A 10,814-nucleotide genomic window follows, 5' to 3' on the forward strand; every position below is an offset into this window, starting at 1 on the left:
TTCACACGGTGTGTCCGTTTGAAGCCGGATCGTTATGCTCAATTCTCCCTCAGATGTAATGACGCTGGTCGCGGGGCGTCATTAGGGTCCTCCCAACCGAGGAGGACGGAGCTGTACGCCGATGAGCGAAGTATCGGTGACCAAGAACGCCGAGGGTCCCGCGCCCGCGGGGGACCAGTTGGTCGTGCTGGACAACGTGAACAAGCACTTCGGCGCGCTGCACGTGCTCCAGGACATCGACCTGACGATCCGGCGCGGTGAAGTGGTCGTGGTGATCGGGCCCTCGGGGTCCGGCAAGTCCACGCTGTGCCGCACGATCAACCGCCTGGAGACCATAGACAGCGGCAGCATCACCATCGACGGCAAGCCGCTGCCACAGGAGGGCCGCGAACTGGCCCGGCTGCGCGCCGACGTGGGCATGGTCTTCCAGTCCTTCAACCTCTTCGCACACAAGACGGTGCTGGAGAACGTGATGCTGGGCCAGACCAAGGTCCGCAAAACGGACAAGGCCGCGGCGGAGGAGAAGGCCCGTACGCTGCTCGACCGGGTCGGCGTCGGCACCCAGGCGGACAAGTACCCCGCACAGCTTTCCGGTGGCCAGCAGCAGCGTGTGGCGATCGCCCGCGCCCTGGCGATGGACCCGAAGGTGATGCTCTTCGACGAGCCGACCTCGGCACTGGACCCGGAGATGATCAACGAGGTGCTGGACGTCATGCAGCAACTCGCCCGGGACGGAATGACGATGGTCGTGGTCACCCACGAGATGGGGTTCGCGCGCTCCGCGGCGAACCGGGTGGTCTTCATGGCGGACGGCAGGATCATCGAAGAGGCCGAGCCGAACCAGTTCTTCACCAACCCGCGCAGTGACCGGGCGAAGGACTTCCTGTCGAAGATCCTCCACCACTGAGGCCGCGGTTGGGCCACCATGAATGCCAACACCTGTTGAACCTAAGGATGTTCACCATGAGGATGCGTAAGACGGCTGCGGCGGGTGCGGTGGTGCTCGCGCTGGCGGCGACGGCGACCGCCTGCGGAGGCCAGTCGGGTACGGCGGGCGACAAGCCGGCCGGCGGCGATGTCTACAGCGGCACCTACACGGTCGCCAAGGATGTGAAGGTCGACTCCGCGACGCTCAAGAAGGCGCAGAAGGCCGGTCAGATCACCATCGGCGTCAAGGCCGACCAGCCGTTCCTCGGCTTCAAGGACCCGGCCACCGGCAAGTACTCCGGCTTCGACATCGAGATCGCCAAGATGGTCGCCGCCGACCTGGGCTTCTCCGAGAAGCAGATAAAGTTCAACACCATCGACTCCAACGTCCGTGAGACCACCATCTCCAAGGGCCAGGTCGATTACTACGTCGGTACGTACACCATCAACGACGAGCGCAAGAAGCAGGTCAGCTTCGCGGGCCCGTACTACACCGCCGGCGCCGACCTCCTGGTGCGCAAGGACGACAAGGCCATCACCGGCCCGGACTCCCTCCAGGGCAAGAAGGTCTGCTCGATCGTGGGGTCCACCCCGCTCCAGGAGATCAAGAAGCCCAAGTACGGCGCGCAGACGGTCGAGCAGTCCAAGTACTCGGACTGCGTGAAGTCCCTCCTGGACGGCTCGGTCGACGCGGTCACCACCGACGACGCGATCCTCAAGGGCTACGCCGCCCAGCGCCCCGAGAAGCTCAAGGTCGTCGGCCACCCCTTCACCAAGGAGCCCTACGGCGTCGGCCTGAACAAGGACGACAAGGCCCTGCGCGACGCGATCACCAGCGCGCTGGAGAACCACATCAAGAACGGTGACTACCAGAAGGCGTACGAGGGCACGCTCGGCAAGTCCGGCTCCGCCTACGTCGCGCCGGAGACCCCGCTGCCGCGGTACTGAGGCCGCCCGCCGCACACCGGACCGCGCCGCCCCGTACGCCCGCCGCGGCGGGTGTACGGGGCGCGGTGTCTCCCGCGCCCCCTCCTGAGCCCGCGCGCTCCTTCTCGCTCTGAGCCGCCCCTCTTCCCCGTCGCCGGCCCGACCGCTACCGCGGAGACCCCATGAACGTACTCCTCGATTATCTGCCCGAGTTCCGGGACGGGTTCCTCGGAACCCTGGCGATCACCGCCTCCAGCGCGCTGCTCGCCCTGGTGCTCGGCGTGCTCATAGCCGGTTTCCGGGTCTCTCCGATACCGCCGCTGCGCGCCTTCGGAACGGCCTGGGTCACGGTGCTGCGCAACACGCCGCTGACGCTGCTCTTCCTGGTCGCGTTCTTCGTCGTACCGCAGATCCTCTTCCAGGGCGCGAGCCCGTACGTGCTCGCCACCCTGGCGCTCGGCTTCTACACCTCCTCGTTCGTGTGCGAGGCGGTCCGGTCCGGCATCAGCACCGTGCCGCTGGGGCAGGCGGAGGCCGCCCGCAGCCTCGGGATGACCTTCTCCCAGACCCTGCGGCTGATCGTGCTGCCGCAGGCGACGCGTACCGTCATCCCCCCGCTGAGCAGCATCTTCATCGCACTGACGAAGAACTCGGCGATCGCCGGCGCGTTCAGCGTCACCGAGCTGTTCAACGTCTCCAAGCTGCTGAACGACAGGGGCTACCCGATCGCCTGGATCTTCCTCTGGATCGCGCTCGCCTACCTCGTCATCACCTTCGCCATCAGCGGCCTCTTCCGGCTGCTGGAGCGCCGGTTGGGGGTGGCCCGATGAGTGGTCGCAGCATGGGGGTCCCCCCGGCCAACGGCTGGGGGAGGAACGGCACGACGCAGGTGCCACGCGCAGGCGGGGCGGAACGAAGCGAGGTATGGGCATGAGCGGGGCCAGCGTTCTCTACGACGTTCCGGGGCCGAAGGCGAAGGCGCGCAACCGCGTCTACGCCGTCCTGGGCACCTTGGCGGTGCTCGGGCTGATCGCCTTCGTCGTGCTGCGGCTGAGCGCCAAGGGGCAGCTCCAGCCCGAAGTGTGGAACATCTTCAACTACGCCGGCGTGCGCACCAGCATCCGCGACGGCGTCCTGACGACACTTCAGGTCTTCGCGGTGGCCGCGGTGCTGTCGCTCGCCCTCGGCGCGCTGCTCGCGGTGGCGCGGCTGTCGGACCGCAAGCCGATCCGCTGGTTCGCGACCGGGTTCGTCGAACTCTTCCGGGCCGTCCCGCTGTTGATCACCATCTACGCGCTGTGGGTGATCCTGCTCAGCAACCGCGACAGCCTCGGCCTCACCGGCAGCCAGCCGCAGTTCTGGGCACTGGTCGTCGGGCTGATGGTCTACAACGGCTCGGTCCAGGCCGAGGTGCTGCGGGCCGGCATCAACTCCGTGCCCAAGGGCCAGAAGGAGGCCGCGTACGCGCTGGGCATGAGCAAGACGCAGGTCATGACGACGGTGCTGATACCGCAGGCCGTCCGGGCGATGCTGCCGACCATCATCAGCCAGCTGGTCGTGACCCTGAAGGACACCTCCCTCGGCTACATCATCACCTACGAGGAACTGCTCTATAAGGCCCGCTTGATGAGCGGCAACATCATCGTCAACGGGAACGACACCTACATCCCGGTGATCATCGTCGTCGGCAGCATCTACGTCGCGATGTGCCTGGCCCTGTCCGCGCTCGCCAACTGGATCGAGCGGCGCGGCCGTCGCGCCAAGACGGGCATCGGCATGGCCGAAGCCGCCGAACCGGTCACCGCCACCGACGCGATGGAGGCCGCCGGCGCGGCTCCGGACGGCGCGGCGGGCACCAAGGGCTGACGGGACGGTCGGCCACTCCCCGGCTGATACCGGACCGCCCGGAGGCGGTGGCAACGGCGCCACCGCCTCCGTCACTTGACGCGAGCGGTCGCAATGGGTTGCATACGCTGTGTGATCACGCACCGGGCTCCAACTGCCAGTTCCCGCACGTCCCGTACGTACCGCCGGACCGAGGGAGCCGCGCCGTGGACCCGGTGATCGTCGTCGGGGCCGGCCCGGTCGGCCTGTCCCTCGCGCTCGCGCTCACCCGGCTCGGCGTCCCGGTCGTGGTCCTCGACGAGACCGAGGGCCAGGAGGACACCCGGCCCGCCCGCACCGCCGTGCTGCGCCCGGACACCGCGGCGTTCGTCGGCCGGCTCGGCTGCGCCGCCACCCTGGAGAGCGCCGGCACCCGCTGGTCGGCCTGGCGCACCGTGCGCCGCCGCCGGCTGCTGGAACGCGTCGCCTTCACCCCGCCCGGCGCCCCCGACGCATCCGGTGCCGCGGGCCCGGCCACCGCGGCGTCCCCGATCCACCTCCCCCAGCACGCGCTGACCCGCGCGCTGCGCGCCGCACTGGCCGGTGAGCAGCTCGCCGAGGTCGCCACCGGCAGCCGGCTCGCCGGCATCGAGCAGGACGAGCAGGGCGTCACGGCGCACACCCGCGGCCCCGACGGGACGTCATGGCGCGGGAGTTACCTGGTCGGCTGCGACGGCCCGCGGTCCACCGTCCGCAAGCTGCTGGACATCCGCTTCCCGGGCCGGACGGCCGTCGAACGGTACGCGGTGGCCGCGCTGCGCACCGAACTCCCCTGGCCTGGCGAGGCCCTGCTGCACCGCTCACCGGCCCGGCACGGCGGCGGCCCGGTCGCCGAGGTCTCCGCCCGCCCGCTGGCCGGTGGCGTCTGGCGGCTGGACTGGCTGCTGCCGCCGGGACGCGAACTGGTCACCCCGGACGCCCTGGTGGCGCGGATCCGCGACTCGCTGGCCGGCTGGACGGCGGACTCGGCGGCGGAGTCCGGCGACGACGGCGCCGGCGGGCAGGGCAGGCTCGTCCCGCCGTACGAACTCCTCGACACCGGCGTGCACACCGTCCACCACCGGCTGGCGCGGACCTGGCGGCAGGGCCGCGCCTTCCTCGCCGGGGACGCCGCCCATCTGCTGGGCGCGCTCGGCACCCAGGGCCTGGACGAGGGGTTGCGGGACGCCGAGAACCTCGCCTGGAAGCTGGGGCTGGCCTGGCACCACGGCGCCTCCGAGACGCTGCTGGACAGCTACCAGGCCGAGCGCCGGGGCGCGGTCGCGGCCCGGCTGCGGGCCGCGGACTCGGCGCTGCCGCTGCTGCGGGACGGCGGGGCGGTCCGCTGGCGAACCGTTCTGCCGGGCGCGGCCCGGGGCCGCAGCACCCTGCTGACCGACGGACATCTGGGCCGCGGCCCGCTGGGCGCCGCGCCCACGTACGCCCGTACGCCGCTGGCACCGGCCGCCGGGCTGCCCGGTGAGACGGCCGTCGACACCGTTCCCGGGGGCCCGGTCGCGGATGTGGTGGTGACCGCGTCCGACGGGTCGGTGGTGCGGCTGCGCGAACGCCTCGGGCAGGGGCTGCTGGTGGTGCTGGTGGCGCCCGGTACCGGCGTCTGGGACCGGCGGCACTGGCAGTCGGCGGGGCTGATGCCGCGGCTGACCAACGCGGTCGGCGCGCTGCCGATGCGCGCCGAGATCCTGGTCACCGAGGCGTATCCGGGCGCCACCGCGCACACCGTGCTGGTCGTCCGGCCCGACGGCCATCTGGTCACGGCGCTGTCCGGGGTCCGGCCGGGCGGGCTGTCCGCCTGCGCCGACGCGGTCCGCGGCGGGGCGTACGGGCGGGAGACGGGGAAGACCACCGAGGCGCGCGCGGCCGGGGAGACCGGCGGAGCCGGCAAGGGGGACGGACCGGGCGGTGCCCCGAGGGACGGTGCGGGGAGCACGGCGGAGGGTGCCACGGGCGGCACCTCCGGCGATGCCGCGGGCGCGTCCCCTGTTGACCCTCCGGGAAGCGCCGTGCTTCACTCCGAGAGTGACTGATCACAGCTCGCGGTTCTGGCGGAGGGTCCATCTCGACCTGGTCCGCTATGCGGGCTGCATGTGTCGTCCGTCCTGTTGATCCGCAGTTCTCCGGAAATCCCTTCCCGCGCGGCCGTTCGCCTCCGACCGGTCGTGCCTCTTCGCGATCACTCAGGACGGTTTCCCGTGCCCGACGTACAGACCCCTGCGCATCCGCGTGCCGCCTCCCACGGCAGCGGCCCCAGCGGCCCCAGCGCCTCCGAACTTCTCGACTTCGCCCGCCGCACCGCCGCCGACACCGCGCTCGTCACCTCGCTGCCGCTCGACCCCGAAGGCCGTACCTGGATCCGGCTGGACGGACCGGGCGGCAGCGAGGCATGGCTGATCGGCTGGCCGCCCGGGACCGGCACCGGCTGGCACGACCACGGCGGCTCCCGGGGTGCGTTCGCGACGGCGGCCGGTGAGCTGACGGAACAGTCGCTCGCCGTCCAACTCCCCACCGACGGCTGGAAAACGCTGGAACTCGCCGACGGCGTCGACCGGCAGCACACGCTCCACGACGGCCGCGGGCGGGCGTTCGGCCCGCACCATGTGCACCAGGTGCTCAACACCTCCGCGGACACCCACGCGGTGTCCGTGCACGCCTACTACCCGCCGCTGCCGCTGATGCGCCGCTACAGCCGGACCGGACCGGTACTGCGCCTGGAGGAGGTCGAACGGCCGGAGGAGTGGCGATGAGCGCACGCGGCGCGGACGTCCCCCGGCCGAAGGCTGCGAGGAGACTCGTCGAGAGCGGCGCGGGGGTCCCGGGCAAAGGCCGGCGGAGCTTCGTCGAAGGGTGCGCGCGCCGCGCATGCGGGGCCGAGCGGAGCGAGGGATCGGCATGAGTGCGGTCGACGAACTGCTGGCACGGGCACGGCAGATGCTGACCCGGGTGGGTCCCCACGAGGCCGCCGCGCTCCGGGACGCCGGCGGGCTGCTGGTGGACATCCGCTATGCGCAGCTGCGGGAGCGGGACGGCACCATTCCCGGTGCGCTGATCGTCGAGCGCAACGAGCTGGAATGGCGGCTCGACCCGACGGGCGAGCACCGTGCCCCCGAGGCGAACCGTCACGATCTGCCGGTCGTGGTGATCTGCAACGAGGGCTATGCCTCCAGCCTCGCCGCGGTCTCCCTGCACCAGCTGGGCCTGCACCGCGCGACCGATCTGGTCGGCGGCTTCCAGGCGTGGCGAGGGGCGGGCCTGCCGGTGGAGAGGTGACGGATGGGTCCGTCGTCCGCCGCCGTGGCGGCCCTTCATCCCTCCGGTAGGTGCTGCTCCAGCAGCTCGGGGTCCTCGCCCTCCTCCTCCAGCGCCTGGCGTACGACGCGGAGGGCGAGGCCCTCGGGATAGCCCTTGCGGGCCAGCATGCCGGCCAGCCGGCGCAGCCGCTTCTCGCGGTCCAGACCGCGGGTGGCCCGCAGCTTCCGGTCCACCAACTCGCGGGCGGTGGACTCCTCCTGGTCCGGATCGAGGCGGCCGACGGCCTCATCGATCACGGCGGAGTCCACGCCCTTGGTGCGCAGCTCGCGGGCCAGCGCGCGGCGGGCCAGGCCGCGGCCGTGGTGGCGGGACTCCACCCAGGCGCCGGCGAACGCCGCATCGTCGATCAGCCCGACCTCCTCGAAGCGGGACAGCACCTCCTCCGCGGCCTCCTCGGGGATGCCCCGCTCCCGCAGCGCGTCCGCGAGCTGCTTTCGGGTGCGCGGGCTCCCGGTGAGCAGGCGCAGGCAGATCGCCCGCGCCTGCTCCTCGGGCGTACGCGGCGGTCCCGACTCGGCCCTCGACGAGAGGGAACCACCGCCGTCCCTTCCGGCCGCGCCGTCCTCGCGGGCGGCACCGGCCTCATGGGCGGCCCCGTGCCTGCGCGCGGCGCGGCCCGCCCGGCCGCTACGGTTCTCGGCGTCGCCGACAGCGCTGCGGAAGTCGTCCTCGCTGCTCGGCCAGTCCGTTCGCCGTGTCATCGCGGGCTAGCTCTTGGCCGCCGCGGCCTTGGCGCCCTTGGCGGTCTTGGCGGCCGTCGCCGGAGCGGCCTTGGCCGGCGCCTCCGCCGCCCCCGCCGCGTCCGCGCCGGGCTCCGCCGCCGGGTCTTCCGGCTTCACGCCGATGCCCAGCTTCTCCTTGATCTTCTTCTCGATCTCGTTGGCGAGATCCGGGTTGTCCTTGAGGAAGTTGCGGGCGTTCTCCTTGCCCTGGCCGAGCTGGTCGCCCTCGTAGGTGTACCAGGCGCCGGACTTGCGGATGAAGCCGTGCTCGACGCCCATGTCGATCAGACCGCCCTCGCGGCTGATGCCCTGGCCGTAGAGGATGTCGAACTCGGCCTGCTTGAAGGGCGGGGCGACCTTGTTCTTGACGACCTTGCAGCGGGTGCGGTTGCCGACCGCCTCGGTGCCGTCCTTCAGGGTCTCGATCCGGCGGATGTCGATCCGGACCGAGGCGTAGAACTTCAGCGCGCGGCCACCGGTCGTGGTCTCCGGAGAGCCGAACATCACGCCGATCTTCTCGCGGAGCTGGTTGATGAAGATGGCGGTGGTCTTGGACTGGTTGAGCGCGCTGGTGATCTTGCGCAGTGCCTGGCTCATCAGCCGGGCCTGGAGGCCGACGTGCGAGTCGCCCATCTCGCCCTCGATCTCGGCCCGCGGCACCAGGGCGGCGACGGAGTCGATCACGATCAGGTCGAGCGCACCGGAGCGGACCAGCATGTCCGTGATCTCCAGGGCCTGCTCGCCGTTGTCCGGCTGGGAGAGGATCAGGGCGTCGGTGTCCACACCGAGCTTCCTGGCGTACTCCGGGTCGAGGGCGTGCTCGGCGTCGATGAACGCGACGGAGCCGCCGGCCTTCTGGGCGTTCGCCACGGCGTGCAGGGTCAGGGTCGTCTTACCGGAGGACTCCGGGCCGTAGACCTCGACGACCCGGCCGCGCGGGATGCCGCCGACACCGAGCGCGACGTCGAGGGCGGTCGATCCGGTGGGGATGACCTCGATGGGTTCGTTGGGCCGCTCCCCCATGCGCATCACGGCGCCCTTGCCGAATTGCCGTTCAATCTGTGCGAGCGCGGCGTCCAGCGCCTTCTCGCGGTCAGTGCCTGCCATGGGTTCCACCCGGTTTGCTTGAGTCGATCGCTTCACGTCCATGACGCTAACGCCTGCCACTGACAATGCGCCCGGACCCGGCTCCGGCCTGTGGACAACCCCGCGAAACACCCGGGAACCACCCCGGGACGGGCCCGGGATCCATGGCCGGATCCCCATAAGAATGGATGTTCGATTTTGGTGTCAAGCGCACCACGACACCACACAGGCCGCCCTGCGTCAGGGAATCGCGAGGAGGTCTCCTCGGGCGCCGCGCAGGACACCGGCCGCCGCCAGCAGCCGCCAGCCGCCGCCTTCCGCGCGGTCCCTGCGCTCCCCTTCTTCCTCTGCTTCCCCTTCTTCCTCGCCATCGCGGCGAAGCCGCACGCCGACGGCGCGCACCAGGGGCAGACGGTGCACGCGATCAGGATCCGCCACCGGCGGCCGGCCGCGCAGGGCCGTCGCTCACTGCTTGTCGTACGGCACATCCATCGCGCCGCAGACCGCCCGCCACACCTCTTTGGCGCTCCAGCCCGCGTCCAGCGCCTCATGGACGGTACGGCCGCCGAGCTCGGACATCACGTGATCGCGCGCGAACGAGTCGGCGTACGCCGCGCCGAAGTGGTCCGCCATCCGCTGCCAGAACACCGTCAACCGCATGATTCCCGCTCCGCACCCACTCTGATCCGCTTCCGGCTCGCGCCGCTCGGCGGCCTTACGGCCAGGGTGCCATTGTCCCGCCTCCCGGCCGGCCCGTGTGCCACTCCGCAGCCCCCCGGGGCGACGGGACCGGGCCGCGGCCCCCGCGCACCCACCGTGTGGCGTCCGTCACCCGCCGGGTTAAGTCTCTGCCAAGAAGGCGGATCGGGGTCCCTGTGCGGGGCTAGACTCTTCGAGGTTTGAAGAGGCACCTCGTTCGGTGAGGCGTCTTCACGGACACAGGCCACTGATCCCACCCGTCGAGAGACGCTCCGGATCAGGACAGGTCTCCCCGACCTAAGGGGTGACCCCAAGTGGCTTCCCCGGCACGGGGATTACGCCGTGGAGTGCCAAAGCTCTGACGAGTTGGGGTGAGTCGGCGGGGATTCCGGTCCGGCCTGCTCCTTGCCGAGTCGTTGCTGACGCGCACCGTTCGCGTCCCGGCCGGAAGGAGGCGAGAGACATGGATTGCAGTTGCAGTAGTCAGGGCCGTCATCGGCCCCTTCCCCGCTTGTCCTCGCATTCTTCCGGCACGCGGTAACCACCTTCCCTGCGCGGCCTTCCCGCCGTGTCACGCCCCCGTATGGCCACGTGCCATCACGGGTCGCCGTGCTGCGCTCCCGCGCAGGGAGGATGACTGCTGCGTGCCCCCAATACCTCTCCCTCCGGGGGGGGCTTGGGAGGTACGTCATGACCAACACCACGCTCAACGGCAGCGCCGCGGCCACCGCACCGCACACCGCCGTTCTCGATGATGCGCACGTGGGCGACATCCGCGGCGCGCTGGGCACCATCAAGCTCGACGACACCGCGCCCCGCACCGGCCTGTCAGCGAAGCTCAAGACCCTGCTGGCGATCGTCGGGCCCGGCCTGATCGTGATGGTCGGCGACAACGACGCCGGTGCGTTCTCCACCTACGGGCAGGCCGGGCAGAACTACGGCACCAGCCTGCTGTGGACCCTGCTCCTACTGGTGCCCGTCCTGTACGTCAACCAGGAGATGGTGCTGCGCCTCGGCGCCGTCACCGGCGTCGGCCACGCCCGGCTGATCCTGGAGCGGTTCGGGAAGTTCTGGGGCGCGTTCTCCGTCATCGACCTGTTCCTGCTCAACGCCCTGACCATCGTCACGGAGTTCATCGGGATCACGCTCGCCGCCGGCTACCTGGGGCTGCCCAAGGCCGGCGCGGTGATCCTGGCCGCCATGATCATCATCGCCTCCGCCTTCACCGGCTCCTTCCGCCGGTTCGAGCGCGTGGCCATC

At 70.9% G+C, this 10,814-nt stretch carries 13 protein-coding genes and 1 riboswitch; of the genes, 9 read left to right on the forward strand and 4 right to left on the reverse strand.

Going from position 1 to position 10,814, the window contains the following annotated elements; genetic code table 11:
• Positions 1-121: 121 nt before the first annotated feature.
• The 8 genes from IEZ17_RS05485 (at position 122) to IEZ17_RS05515 (ending at position 7,005) form a co-directional block, all read left to right on the forward strand.
• Positions 122-907 carry an amino acid ABC transporter ATP-binding protein gene (locus IEZ17_RS05485; protein ID WP_189296908.1) on the forward strand — a complete coding sequence of 262 codons (786 nt, stop codon included), beginning with the start codon at positions 122-124 and terminating at the stop codon, positions 905-907.
• A 56-nt stretch (positions 908-963) separates the two neighbouring features.
• Positions 964-1,875, forward strand: a complete 912-nt coding sequence (locus IEZ17_RS05490) for a glutamate ABC transporter substrate-binding protein (protein WP_189296910.1) — start codon at positions 964-966, stop codon at positions 1,873-1,875.
• A gap of 161 nt (positions 1,876-2,036) precedes the next feature.
• Positions 2,037-2,684 carry an amino acid ABC transporter permease gene (locus IEZ17_RS05495; protein WP_189296912.1) on the forward strand — a complete coding sequence of 216 codons (648 nt, stop codon included), beginning with the start codon at positions 2,037-2,039 and terminating at the stop codon, positions 2,682-2,684.
• 100 nt (positions 2,685-2,784) lie between these two features.
• Positions 2,785-3,720, forward strand: a complete 936-nt coding sequence (locus IEZ17_RS05500) for an amino acid ABC transporter permease (RefSeq protein WP_189296914.1) — start codon at positions 2,785-2,787, stop codon at positions 3,718-3,720.
• 185 nt (positions 3,721-3,905) lie between these two features.
• Positions 3,906-5,765 carry an FAD-dependent monooxygenase gene (locus tag IEZ17_RS05505; protein ID WP_189296916.1) on the forward strand — a complete coding sequence of 620 codons (1,860 nt, stop codon included), beginning with the start codon at positions 3,906-3,908 and terminating at the stop codon, positions 5,763-5,765.
• On the forward strand, positions 5,701-5,844 hold the full coding sequence (locus IEZ17_RS44375; protein ID WP_373299730.1) for a putative leader peptide: 144 nt from the start codon (positions 5,701-5,703) through the stop codon (positions 5,842-5,844). The genes IEZ17_RS05505 and IEZ17_RS44375 overlap by 65 nt, the downstream gene beginning before the upstream one ends.
• Before the next feature lie 86 nt (positions 5,845-5,930).
• Positions 5,931-6,482, forward strand: coding sequence for a cupin domain-containing protein (locus tag IEZ17_RS05510; protein ID WP_189296918.1), 552 nt, complete (start codon positions 5,931-5,933; stop codon positions 6,480-6,482).
• A gap of 145 nt (positions 6,483-6,627) precedes the next feature.
• The gene (locus IEZ17_RS05515; protein WP_189296920.1) at positions 6,628-7,005 is read left to right on the forward strand and encodes a rhodanese-like domain-containing protein; all 378 of its coding nucleotides are present in this window, start codon (positions 6,628-6,630) and stop codon (positions 7,003-7,005) included.
• A 35-nt stretch (positions 7,006-7,040) separates the two neighbouring features.
• On the opposite strand, the gene recX is transcribed toward IEZ17_RS05515, so the two are convergent.
• The 4 genes from recX to IEZ17_RS05535 all read right to left on the reverse strand — a co-directional run bounded on the left by recX (position 7,041) and on the right by IEZ17_RS05535 (position 9,515).
• Positions 7,041-7,748 carry a recombination regulator RecX gene (recX, locus tag IEZ17_RS05520; protein ID WP_189296922.1) on the reverse strand — a complete coding sequence of 236 codons (708 nt, stop codon included), beginning with the start codon at positions 7,746-7,748 and terminating at the stop codon, positions 7,041-7,043.
• Between the two features lie 6 nt (positions 7,749-7,754).
• The gene (gene recA / locus IEZ17_RS05525; protein WP_189296924.1) at positions 7,755-8,876 is read right to left on the reverse strand and encodes a recombinase RecA; all 1,122 of its coding nucleotides are present in this window, start codon (positions 8,874-8,876) and stop codon (positions 7,755-7,757) included.
• A 219-nt stretch (positions 8,877-9,095) separates the two neighbouring features.
• Complete coding sequence (locus IEZ17_RS05530) at positions 9,096-9,275, reverse strand: hypothetical protein (protein WP_189296926.1); 180 nt, start codon at positions 9,273-9,275, stop codon at positions 9,096-9,098.
• A 45-nt stretch (positions 9,276-9,320) separates the two neighbouring features.
• Positions 9,321-9,515, reverse strand: coding sequence for a DUF3046 domain-containing protein (locus IEZ17_RS05535; RefSeq protein WP_189296928.1), 195 nt, complete (start codon positions 9,513-9,515; stop codon positions 9,321-9,323).
• 244 nt (positions 9,516-9,759) lie between these two features.
• Positions 9,760-9,932: riboswitch (M-box (ykoK) riboswitch) on the forward strand.
• 312 nt (positions 9,933-10,244) lie between these two features.
• Between IEZ17_RS05535 and IEZ17_RS05540 the strand changes: the two genes are divergently transcribed.
• A partial coding sequence (locus tag IEZ17_RS05540; protein WP_189296930.1) for a divalent metal cation transporter occupies positions 10,245-10,814 on the forward strand: 570 nt, incomplete at its 3' end.

Source organism: Streptomyces albospinus (genome assembly GCF_014648695.1).
Classification (GTDB): Bacteria; Actinomycetota; Actinomycetes; order Streptomycetales; family Streptomycetaceae; genus Streptomyces; species Streptomyces albospinus.

Coding starts and splice junctions, on each gene's coding strand:
- IEZ17_RS05485 (WP_189296908.1), top strand. CDS start 122: ATGAGCGAAGTATCGGTGACCAAGAACGCCGAGGGTCCCGCGCCCGCG.
- IEZ17_RS05490 (WP_189296910.1), top strand. CDS start 964: ATGAGGATGCGTAAGACGGCTGCGGCGGGTGCGGTGGTGCTCGCGCTG.
- IEZ17_RS05495 (WP_189296912.1), top strand. CDS start 2,037: ATGAACGTACTCCTCGATTATCTGCCCGAGTTCCGGGACGGGTTCCTC.
- IEZ17_RS05500 (WP_189296914.1), top strand. CDS start 2,785: ATGAGCGGGGCCAGCGTTCTCTACGACGTTCCGGGGCCGAAGGCGAAG.
- IEZ17_RS44375 (WP_373299730.1), top strand. CDS start 5,701: ATGCCGCGGGCGCGTCCCCTGTTGACCCTCCGGGAAGCGCCGTGCTTC.
- IEZ17_RS05515 (WP_189296920.1), top strand. CDS start 6,628: ATGAGTGCGGTCGACGAACTGCTGGCACGGGCACGGCAGATGCTGACC.
- recX (WP_189296922.1), bottom strand. CDS start 7,748: ATGACACGGCGAACGGACTGGCCGAGCAGCGAGGACGACTTCCGCAGC.
- recA (WP_189296924.1), bottom strand. CDS start 8,876: ATGGCAGGCACTGACCGCGAGAAGGCGCTGGACGCCGCGCTCGCACAG.
- IEZ17_RS05535 (WP_189296928.1), bottom strand. CDS start 9,515: ATGCGGTTGACGGTGTTCTGGCAGCGGATGGCGGACCACTTCGGCGCG.